Source organism: Cylindrospermopsis raciborskii Cr2010 (assembly GCF_003367075.2).
Lineage (GTDB): Bacteria > Cyanobacteriota > Cyanobacteriia > Cyanobacteriales > Nostocaceae > Raphidiopsis > Raphidiopsis raciborskii.
In genome coordinates this window covers 2,869,084-2,884,081 of record NZ_CP065936.1, presented here as the reverse complement: position 1 = coordinate 2,884,081, position 14,998 = coordinate 2,869,084, and the positions used below count along the sequence as shown (strand labels likewise).

The following is a 14,998-nucleotide window of genomic DNA, read 5'->3' as shown; positions in this document are numbered from 1 at the left end:
GAACTAATGATGTTAAGTACCCTAATTTTGCTACCTCTAATTGGTGCAGCTGTGATTGGTTTTTATCCAACATCGATAAGTGGAAAAACTGCCCGTCAAATCTCTTTGGCCATTGCTGGGATGATTTTTTTGTGGACTGTTTTGTTAACAATTAGGTTTGACCCTAACCAGGGAAATGTACAATTTACCGAATCCCTGATTTGGATAGATGTGTTAGGGTTAAACTATCGTTTGGGTGTGGATGGTTTATCCTTACCTTTACTATTGTTGAACGGAATTTTGACTGTTATTGCCATTTACAGTACTGATGAGTCAATCCAGCGTCCCAAGTTTTATTATTCCTTAATTTTTTTACTGAGTACTGGAGTAATTGGAGCTTTTTTAGCCCAAGACCTATTATTGTTCTTCCTGTTTTATGAATTGGAACTGATTCCCCTATACTTACTAATTGCTATTTGGGGAGGAATACGAAAAGGTTATGCAGCTACTAAGTTTCTCATTTATACCGCCCTCTCAGGAATCCTAATTCTGGCCAGTTTCTTGGGAATGATTTGGTTGAGTCATTCCCCTAGTTTTGCCCTAGAAACTGTCAATGCTCACACTCTACCTTTAACCACCCAACTGTTGTTATTGGCTGGAATCATCATCGGATTTGGCATTAAAATCCCCCTTGTTCCTTTTCATACCTGGTTACCCGATGCTCACGTGGAAGCATCCACTCCCATTTCCGTACTTTTAGCGGGAGTACTGTTGAAATTGGGAACCTATGGTCTGGTTAGATTTGGTATGAACTTATTACCCCAAGCCTGGGAATATGCAGCACCTACCTTGGCAACATGGGCTGTAATTAGTGTACTATTTGGAGCATCCTGTGCGATCGCTCAGAAGGACATGAAAAAAATGGTAGCCTATAGCTCTATTGGACACATGGGGTATATACTGTTAGCAACAGCAGCGGCCACACCTTTAAGTGTACTAGGTGCTATTATGCAAATGGTGAGTCACGGGCTGATTTCAGCCATGTTGTTCTTACTGGTAGGTGTAGTATACAAAAAAGCTGGTAGTCGTGATTTAGAGGTACTGCGGGGGTTATTAAATCCAGAGCGGGGAATGCCAGTGGTTGGCACACTAATGATTTTAGGAGTCATGGCCAGTGCAGGTATACCGGGGATGGTAGGTTTTATTTCAGAATTTATTATCTTCCGGGGTAGCTATGAGGTTTTTCCAGTACAAACCCTATTATCCATGGTGGGAACTGGTTTAACAGCAGTTTATTTCCTAATTTTGGTAAATCGGGCCTTCTTTGGCAGATTATCACCACAAGTAGTTAGACTACCTCGCGTATACCTGAGCGATCGCTTGCCTGCTGTAGTATTAGCGGGATTAATTATTATTTTGGGAATTCAACCGTCATGGTTAACCCATTGGAGTCAAGCAACAGTGCAGGTCAGTGTGCAAAAACCAGCAAGCCAATTAACTCAAGTAAGTAAATGAAACAGATTGAAAACAGGGTCCATCCCCTACATGAATTCATCGAGCAATTGCAAACCGGAAAGGCCCTACTCAAAGACAGTCCAGAAAATGTCTTAGAAGTTGTAGGGATTCTCAAAAGTTATGGTGTGGTACTAGATGCTTATTCTCAAAACCTGATCTACATAGCAGATCATCAATTTTTAGTATTCTTCCCATTTTTCAAATATTTTAACGGCAAAATCTCCCTTCCCCAATTATTCCGTCATTGGTGGCACGATCGCATTAACTTTGAATATGCAGAATACTGCATGAAAACCATGATGTGGCATGGTGGTGGGGGGCTAGATTCCTATTTAGATAGCCCTGAATTTGCCCACAGAGCCCAGGCCGTAATATCAGCTAAATTCAAATACAACCTAGGGGTTATAGGTCTTAACCAGCTGTTTCCGGACTTTTTAATTGAACAATTGCGGATGTCTGCTTATTATAGTGGTCTCGGTCAATTTTGGCGAGTCATGGCTGATATCTTTCTCAGTTTATCAGATCTGTACGATATCGGAAAAATCACATCTATTCCTCAAGTAGTAGAACATATTAAAGCTGGTTTAGTCAAAGATGCCCTAAAACCAATCACCTACCAAGTAAAAATTCGGGAGCAAGTTTATGATATTATTCCTAAGTCCATGGGATTAACATTCTTGGCCGACACAGCCATTCCCTACGTAGAAGCGGTATTTTTCCGAGGCACACCCTTTTTAGGAACAGTGTCCCTAAACGCTCAAGCATATCAGGTTCCCCCAGACCAGGCCAAATTTGAATATGGTGCTTTATATGCGGATCCTCTACCTATTGGTGGTTCAGGTGTTCCACCCACATTATTAATGCATGACATGCGCCATTATCTACCCGAGTACCTCCATCAGATTTACCGTCACAGTTTGAGAGGTGAAGATGACTTGCTGGTGCAAATCTGTATCAGCTTTCAAAAGTCCATGTTTTGTGTGACAACTGCAGCTATTCTAGGATTAATGCCCTATGCCATAGATACAGGGGATCCCAGTGAACAGATAGCCAATTTAGTGTACTTGGAAAAGTGGATGGATAGATTTCAAACCTCCCGATTGCTGGAAGCAAACAATTAAAACAACAATCAATCGCATGCCATAGTGCGAATAATATCACCACGGGTCAGAATACCAATTACAGTACCAGCATCATCAACCACGGGGAGACGACGAACCTTTTGGTCCTGGATAATTTTTGCTGCTGTTTTCAAAGACTGATCAGGACTAATAGTGATCGGATTGTTACTCATCACTTCCCCCACAGTTTGTCCCAGAGCTTTGTGTAAATCCCGTTCGTAAGTAGCAGGGTTTTGTAAGTAAATCACACTATCCAAAAACATAATGTATGCAGGAGGAGTAATTCCTGTTTCTTGCCACATTAGATCCGTTTCTGAGATAATCCCGACCAACTTACCCATATCATCAACCACAGGCAACCCGCTAATTTGCTTCTCAGCCAAGATTTGGATTGCCTGTTTTAAAGGAGTTTGAGGATTAACCATAATCGGATTATGGGTCATCACCTGGGCAACAGTTTTAGACATGGTTATACCTATACCTTACTATAGAAACGGGAAAGTCAAGCTACTAACTTACTATTTTAGATAATACTACTATCAACTATCTCAGTTAACGGAATAAACTACTCAGGGAAGTATCCTCATGAATACGCCAAATGGCCTCCCCAAGCAAATTAGCAACTGAAAGCACTACTAATTGGGGGAATTGATCTGCTGGAGAAATAGGAATGGTATTAGTAACTATCACCTCCTCAAACAACCCACTGGAAAGACGTTCAATAGCTGGTGGTGAAAATACTGCATGGGTGGCACAAGCATATACTTGACTAGCACCTTCTTCTCGGAGTAACTTTGCTCCCTGAGTAATAGTACCTCCCGTATCAATCATATCATCGACTAAAACAGCCGTTTTGCCCTTCACATCCCCAATCACATTCAGAACTTCAGCTACATTATGAGCCTGACGACGTTTATCAATTATTGCCAGGGGAGCATCATTGAGTTTTTTAGCAAATGCTCTAGCTCGAGCTACCCCACCCACATCAGGAGAAACCACAACAATATCTTGTAGTGCTTTATTCTGTAGGTACTCCAGTAAGACTGGCGAACCATAAACATGATCAAAGGGTATATCAAAGTACCCCTGGATTTGTGCCGCATGTAGATCCATAGCCAGGACTCGATTAGCCCCTGCTTGGGTAATTAGGTTAGCAACCAATTTAGCAGTAATGGACTCTCTCCCGGCGGTTTTTCGATCCGCACGGGCGTAACCATAATAAGGAACCACTGCCGTAATCTGTCTAGCAGAAGCACGACGGCAGGCATCAATTATGATTAGTAATTCCATTAAATGGTCATTAACTGGCTTACAAGTTGGTTGAATTAAATAAACATCACAACCGCGAATAGACTCTTGAATTTGAATATACAACTCACCATCCGCAAATCTTTTGCGGATCATGGGGCCCAAGTCCAGGCCCAAGTAGCGTGAGACTTCCTGAGCTAATTGGATATTGGACGATCCAGAAAATAATCGCAGACGTTGGTTGTCAGTCACTCCTGTGGTGACTGGGTGCATGGTTAAACTTGCAGAATTTAGCACAGCAGATCCTAGATGCGCATTCATGGCGATATTATCATCAAAGATGTAGCAGATTTCATGAACAAATGCAGAAAAATCGGGAATACCTCCATATAAATTAACACTATTTTCCCAGATTAGATTGACGATTTGTTGATTTTTTAACTTGAGAGAGATCTTCGATGTTGAACCAAAGCCAAAGTCCCCTAATTGATGCCTTAAAATCCTCCATATCCAAAAACCATACCCCCTTTTATACTCCTGGACATAAACGGGGTGCAGGAGTCTCACCCATTTTAACCGATTTGCTTGGTAAAGACGTATTTAGAGCCGATTTAACCGAACTATCAGAATTAGATAATTTATTCGCACCTGAAAGTGCAATTTTAGCAGCACAAGAATTAGCCGCCATGGCCTTTGGTGCTCAAAGAACTTGGTTTTTAGTCAATGGCTCTAGTTGTGGTATTATAGCAGCAATTATGACCGTTTGTGAACCAAATCAGCATATCCTTTTACCCAGAAATATACATTTATCTGTGGTTTCTGGATTGATTATAGCTGGTGCCATTCCCATTTTTATCAATCCCCAGTATGATCAAGATCTGGATATTACTTGTAGTATTACACCTAAAGACTTAGAGGTAGCTTTAGCTCAACATCCCCAGGCTAAGGCTGTATTAGTGGTTTACCCAACCTACAATGGGGTTTGTGGCAATTTAAAAGCCATCTGTCAAGTTACTCATGAACATAATATTCCTTTAATAGTTGATGAAGCTCATGGTGCCCATCTTAACTTTCATGATAATTTACCCATATCCGCCTTAACCGCAGGTGCGGATTTAACCATACAATCTACTCATAAAACCCTGGGCTCCATGACCCAAACATCAATGTTACATATTCAGGGAAATAGAATTAACATTGATAGATTAAATCAAGCTCTACAATTAGTACAATCTACAAGTCCGAGTTTTATACTTTTAGCTTCTCTTGATGCAGCACGTCAGCAAATGGCTATAGATGGTCAAAATTTGATGCAGCAAACCCTAGAACTAGCAAATATAGCCAGAAATAAAATTCGAGAAATTCCTGGTTTATCAGTTTTAGAATTGCCAAAAATTAGGCAACCAGGCTTTTTTGATCTGGATAAAACTCGATTAACCGTGAATGTAAAAGAATTAGGTATCACGGGTTTTACCACAGAAAATTTTCTAATTGAAATGGGTATTGTACCGGAGGTTTCTTCTTTTGAGAATGTTACATTTATTATTAGTTTAGGAAATAATGAATTAGATATTAATGCCTTGGTAAAAGTTTTTAAAAAAATCAATGATATACCCAGATGTAGAAAATATGAGATGAGCACCTCCAACATCATCTCTAAGATAATATTTAATTATCAGCCAGATAATAGGTTGGTCATTTCTCCCCGTGAGGCTTTTTTTGCCACAAGTGAAATTCTACCTTTAGAAAAGACGGTGGATAGAATTTGTGCAGAAAATATCTGTCCATATCCTCCAGGAATACCAATATTAATGCCAGGAGAAAGAATTACAAAATCAGCCCTAGATTATTTACAGCAGGTGCAGGATTTAGGAGGAGTGATTACAGGTTGTTTGGATGCAAGTTGTCATACCCTTAAAGTTGTTAAATAGGATGGGTTAGCGGTAGGGTAACCCATGGGGGCGTTGGGTTTCGTTCCTCAACCCAACCTACGTTCATGTTTAATTCCACTCACCCACTTATCCTATTTATTTATCTTTCTTAAGTAAAAAAAGCTCCTTCACCTCTTGTGCAAGTTTAGGAGCTGGCTTGATTAACTTTTATAACTGGGACCACCAAAACCATAAATTTGGGATTTTAACAACTCTTTCACTGCGTCCTCTAAATTTTCTTCTCGCAGTAAACAATCTCCTATTAATACCCCACTAACACCAACATTAGCCATCAAGGATAAATCTTGAGACGTCTCAATTCCTGACTCACTTACCACCAAAATCCCCAAATTATGTAGGTGTGATTTTCTGGCAGCCATTAACTCCAGAGTAGTGTTGATATTAACAGTTAAATCCTCCAAACTGCGATTATTAATGGCAATAATACGCACATCCTCTAACCTAATAACACGGTCTAACTCCATCAAATTATGAACTTCGACCACAGCATTCATTCCTAAATAATGAATTACCCGTAAAAGGTTATTAATTTGCTGATCCGTGAGAATGGCGGCAATTAATAAGATTGCATCTGCTCCTGCTGCTCGTGCTAAGTAAATTTGACATGGATCCAGAACAAAATCTTTACATAGAATAGGTAAAGTGACTTTATGTCGAACAATGCGTAGCTGATCAAACCCACCATGAAAGAATTTCTGATCTGTCACAACAGATATACAAGCTGCCCCAGTTCGTTCATAGGATTTAGCAATAGACAAAGCATCAAAATCAGATGAAAGTATATTCTCGGATGAAAATATCCTTTTCACTTCTGCAATTAAACTGGGTTTGTAAATGTTTTGTTGCAAAGCAGTGAAAAAATCTCTCACACTAGGAGCAGCAGTTAATTGACGTTGGAGAGAAGCAAGAGACATTTCCTGTTGAATTTGGGTAATCTCTAGTTTTTTGTGCCATATAATTTCTCTGATTATAGGTTCCATTGTGTTCTGTAGCATGATCATAGGTAGAATGAATTAACACATTATTTCCACTTCTTTTTTGCTTGGTTGATTTTGCCCAGAGCCACCTAGTAAATAGTTATTTTTCAGCAATCTGATATAAGTGCGGTATGGTATGTAGTCAATGGGGTTAAGTCCCGAAAATCTCAGCAGCAAAACACAAGCCCAAGAATATTTACCAGCTATAATTGCCTTGATTATTTGCTCTATTTGATCCGTATTGATTTTCTTATTAATCTGCCTATTATAATCATCTAACTGTCCTTTCATAGTATGCACTCCTAATTTCTGACATCAATCTATGGTCGAAGAGATGATTTAACACGCCATCAGGTTTATTTCATCTATTATCCCATTGATCAATGTCTTCAGGATACTCAATTTAACTGAGAAATAAATGAACTATTTTTAGATGGACTTGTCTATTTTTTCGGTGTTACCTTGGTATCTGTCATTAATCAATAATTGTATTCCCAAATACTTACAATCTTTACAACTAATACTTCTTTAGTTAGATGACGGATGATCCCCAAACTATGTCTAATGGTTAATTATGTCAATAGTAGGATGATTTACCTTCTGGAAATATAGTTGAATCCCCTTGATGGGAGATTACAAAAACTTCCTAAGATTGAAGTTGGTGAGGTCTATACATAAGGTATTTCCCATCTTAGTTGGTAATGACAAACAATGGATGGAATTAAATATAAGATGAACGTAGGTTGGGTTGAAGTATGAAACCCAACACCCGCATGGGTCTTGTTACTCGACCCATCCTACAAATAATTGTGCCTCCCTACTTAGATCGGAACGCTTGGTACACAATTGATGCCAAAAATTCAGTATTTGCGGGTATTTAAATCTATACAACCAGCTGTAAATTAACTGTGGCAGTCTATATACTTTTATACGCTGTAAAGACTCAGGAGTAAATAAAGATGATGAATTGTCGGGGTTCCATGCTAGAGAAAATCAATTATCAATTAAACTATCCTTCCATGAAGGATAAACTTGTCGAGTTTCTGATTAATCAAATCATAGATGCTGCTTTTTGTGTCAAAAATAATGGAGACTTTATTTATACAAATAAGTCCATGTCCGCTATTATGGAATATTCGCATCAAGAGTTGCTATCTATGAATCTAAGTAATTTGGATATAGATTTTTCCCTGAATAAATGGTTGCAAAAATGGGAAAATCTCAAAAATGTGGAAGGTCTGTCTTGGAAATCTCGCTATCGCACCAAGGGGGGAAGAACATTTGTAGCAACAATAGATTTTGCCTATATTCAATTACAAGAAAGTGAGTTTTGTTATGGAGTTATCAAAGAAAATACACAAGAGTTAGTGCCCATACTCTGCCATGAATTTCGCACACCCCTCAATATTATTTCTTTTTCCAACAGTCTACTTAAACGAAATATTCATCAATGGGAAGAAGAAAAAATGTTGTCGCTTGTTGGACACATTGAAACAGCGGTAAAACAAATTGATCACATATTGGATGACATTTTATTTTTAAGTAAGACCAAATATTCCCAAGCAATTATCTCACCGATCCAGGTAAATTTGATTGAGTTTTGTGAGAATTTAGTCCAAAAAATGACCCTAATTAAAAATGGCAGGTCAATTCAGTTTGATTATCTGGGAGACTGTAAGCAAGTATGGATAGATCCCCACATAATAGAAGCAATTTTGACCAACTTACTAGATAATGCCATTAAATATTCATCTGATAAGACTATTGTCCATCTTTTAATTGAAAATGAAGATGAGCAAATCATTTTGAAAGTTAAAGATCAAGGTATTGGCATTGCCCAGGTGGATCAAGATAGACTATTTGAAAAATTCTATCGAGGTCATAATGTTGGTCAAACTTCTGGTACCGGGCTTGGTTTATCAATTGTTAAGACTCTGGTGGATCTATGTGAGGGTCAAATCATAATAACTAGTGAATTGGGTATGGGTACCACATTCACTATTGTTTTACAATCCTTGCCAAGACAATTCAATTTTTAATATTCTATTCACAGTCACAAGTTTTTAAAAAATTATATTCGTTGAAAATGACAGCTGAAGCATCAAAAAAAATTCTGCTAATTGAAGATGACTATTTAATGCAAAATCTTTTATTGGAATCTCTGAAAGCTGAAGGTTTTGCCATCATAGCAGCAGAAACCGGTGGCCTTGGTCTTCACAAGGCAATGGAAAACCTACCTGACATAGTTATTTGCGAGTTGATTATGCCAGATATGGATGGTTATACCATTTTAACTGAATTGCGTCAAAATTCCCAGTTAGCAATCATGCCATTTATTTTTCTTTCCGCCAATAATTCCAAAGCAGCTCTGAGAAAGGCTATGGAATTAGGTGCTGATGATTATTTGACCAGACCCATCACAATTAACGAACTGCTAAAAGCCATCCATATCAGATTAGAAAAACAGTCTCTCATGAAATCTTGGTATATCAATAACAACTCCCCCATAACACCCAAACCAAACAATCTACCTTTAGTATTTCCTAATATTCCCCATTTTCAAAAGGTTTTTGACTATATTGAAAGTCATTACCACTTAGGCATTACTTTATCCGATGTTGCACAAGCTGTAGGTTACTCTCCAGCTTATTTGACCAACCAAGTATCTCAACAGACAGGAAATAGTGTCAATAGCTGGATAGTCAAACGTAGAATAACCCAAGCCTGCTTTTTATTAAAAAACACTGCTTTAACAATTGAAGAGATTGGCACGAAAATTGGCTATCAAAATTGTTGTCATTTTTCTAGGCAGTTTAGTCAGTATCAAAGTCTATCACCAAAGATGTGGAGAAAACAACACCAATTGTCTCATGTTTGTACCCAAAAAGGCATAAGTTCCACCAATTTACCCAAATCTTTAACTATTTTTCCCTTGGATTAATAACTGGATAGCTAAAGCCAATAAACCTATGGCCACTATGCTAAAAATTCCCATTCCCAAAGCTACCACACCTACCACTAAGGTACGAACTGCGGAGGCAATATTAATAACTATTTGGTTATCGGAATGAATGGGTTTACTAGCAAAGGTAGTAGCTATAGCAATCATTAGGGAATACATGGCAAAAGCCAGTCCCCCGGAAATTGTTGCTCCAGTTATACATCTTAATGGTGTTGGTGGAGCGTTCGTATCCTGTGCGGATTTTAACGGTTCTTTCATAATTCTCTCCTTTTTCTAAACTAATTTTAATGCCTGGTTTCTAATTGGATGCCATGACCAATTGTTTGGGTTACAAACAATTCTAAATCACTATTATTAATAGCTACTGTGATTTTTTCTTTAACTGTTTCAGCATCCTGTTTTGATTCTACAATAGCAAATACTGAAGGTCCCGAGCCTGACATCATTGTTCCTAAAACCTCTGGTTGTTTGGCAAATAGTTCCCGTAGTTGTAGAACCTGGGGATAAGCTGGTAAGACAACCTTTTCTAAATCATTGTGCAGGTTATGACTAATTCCCCCTAGATCCTGAACTGCAATGGCTTGGACAATTTCTGCTGCATGAACTGCTTTGGTACGCTGGGTAAAGTCTTGATGATTTTTTATATACTCGGCACCAAATTGCTCACGATAGGTTTGATAGGCCCAGGGGGTAGACACAGCTAAACTTTTATATTTGGCTAAGACTAAATACATGTTATTTAAACTGGGAAGGGGAGAAAGTTGCTCACCCCTTCCAGTAGCAATTGCTGTTCCTCCACCAATACAAAAAGGTACGTCTGAACCCAGGTTTGCTCCTAATTCTTCCAATTGAGATTGAGTTAATCCTAAACCCCAAAGTAGGTCTATACCTACTAACACCGCTGCTGCATTTGTGGAACCCCCAGCTAAACCTGCAGCTACGGGAATCCTTTTTTTCACTGTAATATCAACTCCACCAAAGTTACTAAAAGCAGTAGGAAAATTACTGGCCATCAGCACTGCTGCCCGGTGTGCTAAATTACTTTCATCTGTAGGTATTTGAGGGTGGTCACAAAAAACTCTAATTGTTTGTGTATTGGCTGCATGTAAATCTATTTGGTCTGCTAAACTAATGCTTTGTAAAATCATTGCTAACTCATGATAGCCATCAGCACGAGCACCAATGATTTCTAAGTATAGGTTGATTTTTGCAGGTGCAATTAAACTGTATTGACGCATGTTATAACTATTTAGTAGTATTTTATTTCGGTTGAGTATGAACAGACATCAAAGACGTTGTATTCAGGGAATTAACCAGTGATACCCATTGAGATACGCTGATTTCCTCCGCCCGAACATGAGGATTAATGTTTAATCCCTCCAGTAATTTAGTCAGGGACTCACGGTCAATTACTGATTGCAAATTATTTCTGAGCATTTTTCGTTTGCACCCGAACCCCAATTTAACCATATTTTCCAACAGTTTAGGATCATTAGCTCCTATTTCTATATTTCTGGGTAATAAACGCACTACCGCAGAATCTACTTTTGGCGGTGGATAAAATGCACTGGCGGGGACTGTACAGATGAACTCGCATTCCGCTAAATACTGTACTCTCACAGATAGGGCTCCAAAATTTCTGGAACCGGGTTTAGCATATAGTCTTTGTGCCACCTCCTTTTGGATAAGTAATACAATGGAATCAAAGGGTTGGGGATTAGGATCAGCAATAGTACCCAAAAGTTTTTCGATAATTGGACCTGTAATATTGTAGGGAATATTGGCAACCACTTTATTTTGTCTTTGGAATTTAGGAAAAGCGGTCACTTGAGATGCTATACCAAGAGTGAGAAAATCACCCTGGAGAAGTAAAAAGTTTTCTCTTGCACCCAGTTTTTTGGCCAGTAGTTCACACAGGTCTCGATCAATTTCTACTGCTAGCAAGGAATCAACTAAGGGTAGCAACCGCTTAGTGAGAATTCCGGTTCCCGGACCAATTTCTAAAATCCTATCATTTACTTGACATTCAGCAGCTTTAACAATGGAGTTTAGTGCTTTTTCACTTCTTAACCAATGTTGAGCAAACTGTTTTTGTGGTCTTACCATGGATCAATTACCATTACTTACAAACGCATTTGTTGTTTAATTAAGAATTAATAAGGGTCATCACTACTATGAAGCTCAGTTTATCAAGTGATATTTTAACTGTACTGCCATTACCCATATTATTAATTGTAGTGGGCACGGTCAGCAGTTGTACTCCCAGAAATTTGCCAGACCCTGCCAAACCTTCCCCCACCTCTCAACCCTTTTCCCCTCCACCGTCTCCAGATACCAGTTCTCAGTCCCTTAGTAACACTGATAAAAATATCCCGGTTACCCTATACACGAGTGATGCCCAATGTCAAGATTATATTCCCCAGGTGGTCAGGTTATCACCAGACCAGATCCTTGACCAAAGCATAGGCAAAATCCTGGAGCAGCAAAATAGTTCTGATTTTAGCATAGTTAGCTATCGTTTAGATATCTCTAATGGGATAGCGACAATTGATCTGCGAGTAGCTCCAGACTCTAGTCGTCAAATTGCTTCCCTTTCTAGTTGTGAGCAGTTTGCCCTCTTTGGTAGTATTCGCAAAACCCTCACCAGTAAACCAGAGTGGAACATTAAAGATGTTCGTTTTACCCAGGGAGATAAAGAAATTATTTTTTAAGGAGTTTTAAACCCAGTTTTGCGATAATATAGGTTAATATAATGCCAGCATAAGTTGTGTAGCTTAAAGGTTAAAGTAGGGTAACATAATGGATGTCAAGTTAATTCTGGTAATACTAACTTTTATATTCACCGTGGCTTGCCTATTTTTTGGCACTCAAAATGGATTCTATGATTCGGAAAATTATCATGGCAACGGTTCTGCACATTAATCTCATCCTCCCCTTTTGAGTGTAGTGGCCAACGAATTAGAATGTTTACTCTATAGTGTTCAGCACGAGGATGAGGGGGTGTGTGTCATAGTCAGAATGGGCCCCCACCGCATTCTCTTAGACTGCGGTGCGGCTGATATTTCTTCCATCACTCAGGAAAACTCACCAGCAGATTTGGTCTTGATTAGCCATGCACACCCAGATCACTGCCGGGGACTGCTATCATTAAATCGCGCCTTCCCTCTGTTGCCTATTTACACTAGTGAAGTAACTAGTAAGTTGTTACCCTTAAACTGGACAGAACTAGAAACAACAGAAAATCTCACCTTTTGTCAAGCACTCCCTTTGCGATCGCCTATTGAAGTAGAAGAAAATCTAGTGGTGGAATTATTCCCTGCGGGTCATCTTCCCGGTGCTGTGGCAATTTTACTCACCTACCAAGGTTCAGAAAGAGACTACAAACTGCTCTACACAGGGGATTTTTTCCTTTCTAACTCCCGGTTGGTAGATGGTCTAAGATTAGAAGAACTCAGGGGTTTAAATTTGGATGTGCTGTTAGTTGAGGGTAGTTATGGAACATCTCGCCACCCCCATCGTCGTCATCAGGAAAATCAAATTGCAGAAAGAATCAATCGGGCCATCATAGATAAGTCCTCTGTACTGCTACCTACACCAGCGCTGGGGTTAGGTCAGGAATTGTTGATGTTGTTACGCTCCCACCATAATTTCACTGGACAGGACATAGATATTTGGGTTGATGGTGAAGTAGGAACTGGTTGTGATGCTTATTTAGAGCTTTTATCCCATTTACCTGCATCAGTACAGAATTTTGCTCGTCACCAACCCTTATTTTGGGATGAGCGAGTGCGTCCTCGGGTGCGACGACTAAAGGTTGAGGATTTAGACACCCTGGGAAGTTCACCCTGCATTGTCCTAACGGATTATAAATCGGATTTAAATAAATATATTAAGCATGGGAATGGTGCTTCCTGGGTAGTTCTATTCCCAGAAAAGATGGCCAGTGATCTAGACAACCCCCTGGTTCAAACGGAAACATACCTTTTAGCTCAGCATAGTGATGGACCGGGGACAACCCAATTAATACATAACTTACGTCCCCAGCATGTAGTATTTATTCATGGTGATCCCACTTACTTAGCTGACCTAACTACCCTAGAAGAACTACAAAATCGTTATCACGTACACTCACCCCCTGGGGGAACCTTAGTTGAATTGCCAATTGGGGAAACACTAATACAATCCCCAGTCCCAGAAGCCAATTATCAGGGAGAATTAACCGAACTAGAAACAATTATTACCATTATCTTGCCCAGAGAAATTAGAGAGGATCCACGTTGGCAGGATTTTGCTGATACTGGCTTAGTAGAAGCCCGTTGGCAGGGAGAAGATTTGGTTCTAAAAGGTTTATCTCAACGAGATTTATTAAACAGGAACAGCTTAGACACCGCCAAAAATAAATACCAATATAACTGGTCTGAAATTGAATGCTGTGGAACTTGTAAGCACCAAAGAGGACAACGGTGTTGGAATGCCGCTGCCCCGTTATATAACTTTAAGGTTACTCTTGAAGGATACTGTCCAGCTTTCGAGCGCTTATCTGAGAATGAATCCTAGGAATCAGGATTGAGATCTGTAAATCGGTTATGGATACGTTCAGACTCAGGACAGTCCTCTGTCATCAAGGGGTCCACATTTCCGCGTGGTACAGAAGCTAACTTCTGAGTTACAGAGCCAATACTCTCCAAGCGAACCATTTCTTCCCAAGAACAGACTTCGTCCTCTTCGTCGGTTTCATAACGTAGAGTCACGAGATCACCCTCTATATCAATAATGCGGGCCCGCTCTATCCAGCGTTGCTGATCCCGCAAAAAAACACATACCTCCCGCCCATCGCAACACAGTTGATAAATCTTGCGGTGTAGCATGTAGTACTTCTACCTTTTTAAACTACGTAGTTAAACTTGTGAAAATTGGAGCATGGGCTCAAGTCCCGGGGAATCAATATCAAGTTTTGTCAACTATTATCTGTTTCTACCCAACTTAGTGATAACAAAGTTGGATGCCATCAGTAATAATTTAGTTCTTGACTGTGGGTGATTTAGGGACTCTGTTGGGGATTTACCTCATAGAATTTCAACATCTTTTGGTTTTCTCCCCACCAGGTGAATGTGTGGTAATGATTCCTTACTATCATCATGTAACAAATAACACTCAAAAGCTAGTGTTGATTGCGGTTGTTTAGGTTGCCTACTTGTAGTCATTGGCATTTCTAGGAAGTCTGGGGAATGGGTTGTACTTTTC

The 14,998-nt window shown here is 39.4% G+C and carries 16 protein-coding genes; 8 read left to right on the top strand and 8 right to left on the bottom strand.

Features of this window, described 5'->3' with window-relative positions; genetic code table 11:
* Nucleotides 1–9: 9 nt before the first annotated feature.
* A complete protein-coding gene (locus C6N34_RS13125; RefSeq protein ID WP_115538745.1) occupies nucleotides 10–1,494 on the top strand; it encodes an NADH-quinone oxidoreductase subunit M in 1,485 nt (494 codons plus the stop codon).
* Complete coding sequence (locus C6N34_RS13120; RefSeq protein WP_115538720.1) at nucleotides 1,491–2,615, top strand: CO2 hydration protein; 1,125 nt, start codon at nucleotides 1,491–1,493, stop codon at nucleotides 2,613–2,615. The genes C6N34_RS13125 and C6N34_RS13120 overlap by 4 nt, the downstream gene beginning before the upstream one ends.
* A gap of 8 nt (nucleotides 2,616–2,623) precedes the next feature.
* Here the strand turns inward: C6N34_RS13120 and C6N34_RS13115 are convergent, their stop codons facing one another.
* Together C6N34_RS13115 and C6N34_RS13110 are read right to left on the bottom strand one after the other, a co-directional pair.
* Entirely contained in the window at nucleotides 2,624–3,082 is a 459-nt protein-coding gene (locus tag C6N34_RS13115) for a CBS domain-containing protein (protein WP_115538719.1), read from the bottom strand.
* Nucleotides 3,083–3,167: 85 nt separating this feature from the next.
* Complete coding sequence (locus C6N34_RS13110; RefSeq protein WP_115538718.1) at nucleotides 3,168–4,184, bottom strand: ribose-phosphate pyrophosphokinase; 1,017 nt, start codon at nucleotides 4,182–4,184, stop codon at nucleotides 3,168–3,170.
* Between the two features lie 137 nt (nucleotides 4,185–4,321).
* On the opposite strand from C6N34_RS13110, the gene C6N34_RS13105 reads away from it, so the two are divergent.
* Nucleotides 4,322–5,794 (top strand): aminotransferase class I/II-fold pyridoxal phosphate-dependent enzyme, encoded by a 1,473-nt coding sequence (locus tag C6N34_RS13105; RefSeq protein WP_115538717.1) that lies wholly within the window; start codon nucleotides 4,322–4,324, stop codon nucleotides 5,792–5,794.
* A gap of 161 nt (nucleotides 5,795–5,955) precedes the next feature.
* Here C6N34_RS13105 and C6N34_RS13100 read toward each other — a convergent pair whose 3' ends face one another.
* Together C6N34_RS13100 and C6N34_RS13095 are read right to left on the bottom strand one after the other, a co-directional pair.
* Nucleotides 5,956–6,795 (bottom strand): indole-3-glycerol phosphate synthase TrpC, encoded by an 840-nt coding sequence (locus C6N34_RS13100; RefSeq protein ID WP_115538744.1) that lies wholly within the window; start codon nucleotides 6,793–6,795, stop codon nucleotides 5,956–5,958.
* 33 nt (nucleotides 6,796–6,828) lie between these two features.
* Nucleotides 6,829–7,083, bottom strand: a complete 255-nt coding sequence (locus C6N34_RS13095; RefSeq protein ID WP_057178357.1) for a HetP family heterocyst commitment protein — start codon at nucleotides 7,081–7,083, stop codon at nucleotides 6,829–6,831.
* 464 nt (nucleotides 7,084–7,547) lie between these two features.
* Here C6N34_RS13095 and C6N34_RS17010 point away from each other — a divergent pair, with 464 nt between their 5' ends.
* From C6N34_RS17010 to C6N34_RS13085, 3 genes are all read left to right on the top strand, one after another.
* Entirely contained in the window at nucleotides 7,548–7,673 is a 126-nt protein-coding gene (locus C6N34_RS17010) for a hypothetical protein (RefSeq protein ID WP_255356458.1), read from the top strand.
* 78 nt (nucleotides 7,674–7,751) lie between these two features.
* Nucleotides 7,752–8,831, top strand: coding sequence for a PAS domain-containing sensor histidine kinase (locus tag C6N34_RS13090; protein WP_057178358.1), 1,080 nt, complete (start codon nucleotides 7,752–7,754; stop codon nucleotides 8,829–8,831).
* A 47-nt stretch (nucleotides 8,832–8,878) separates the two neighbouring features.
* On the top strand, nucleotides 8,879–9,733 hold the full coding sequence (locus C6N34_RS13085; protein WP_115538716.1) for a response regulator transcription factor: 855 nt from the start codon (nucleotides 8,879–8,881) through the stop codon (nucleotides 9,731–9,733).
* On the opposite strand, the gene C6N34_RS13080 is transcribed toward C6N34_RS13085, so the two are convergent.
* From C6N34_RS13080 to rsmA, 3 genes are read right to left on the bottom strand one after another with little or no spacing between them, the layout of a single operon-like run.
* Nucleotides 9,710–10,012: a DUF3082 domain-containing protein gene (locus C6N34_RS13080; protein WP_006276539.1), complete on the bottom strand. Its 303-nt coding sequence runs from the start codon at nucleotides 10,010–10,012 to the stop codon at nucleotides 9,710–9,712. The genes C6N34_RS13085 and C6N34_RS13080 overlap by 24 nt on opposite strands.
* 26 nt (nucleotides 10,013–10,038) lie before the next feature.
* Nucleotides 10,039–10,992 (bottom strand): 4-(cytidine 5'-diphospho)-2-C-methyl-D-erythritol kinase, encoded by a 954-nt coding sequence (gene ispE, locus C6N34_RS13075; protein WP_115538715.1) that lies wholly within the window; start codon nucleotides 10,990–10,992, stop codon nucleotides 10,039–10,041.
* Nucleotides 10,993–11,014: 22 nt separating this feature from the next.
* A complete protein-coding gene (rsmA, locus tag C6N34_RS13070; protein ID WP_115538714.1) occupies nucleotides 11,015–11,860 on the bottom strand; it encodes a 16S rRNA (adenine(1518)-N(6)/adenine(1519)-N(6))-dimethyltransferase RsmA in 846 nt (281 codons plus the stop codon).
* A gap of 68 nt (nucleotides 11,861–11,928) precedes the next feature.
* Here rsmA and C6N34_RS13065 point away from each other — a divergent pair, with 68 nt between their 5' ends.
* Both C6N34_RS13065 and C6N34_RS13060 read left to right on the top strand, forming a co-directional pair.
* Complete coding sequence (locus C6N34_RS13065) at nucleotides 11,929–12,465, top strand: hypothetical protein (RefSeq protein ID WP_115538713.1); 537 nt, start codon at nucleotides 11,929–11,931, stop codon at nucleotides 12,463–12,465.
* 235 nt (nucleotides 12,466–12,700) lie between these two features.
* A complete protein-coding gene (locus C6N34_RS13060) occupies nucleotides 12,701–14,311 on the top strand; it encodes an MBL fold metallo-hydrolase (protein ID WP_115538712.1) in 1,611 nt (536 codons plus the stop codon).
* Here C6N34_RS13060 and C6N34_RS13055 read toward each other — a convergent pair.
* Nucleotides 14,308–14,622, bottom strand: a complete 315-nt coding sequence (locus C6N34_RS13055; RefSeq protein WP_006276544.1) for a DUF6679 family protein — start codon at nucleotides 14,620–14,622, stop codon at nucleotides 14,308–14,310. The genes C6N34_RS13060 and C6N34_RS13055 overlap by 4 nt on opposite strands.
* Between the last annotated feature and the right edge of the window lie 376 nt (nucleotides 14,623–14,998).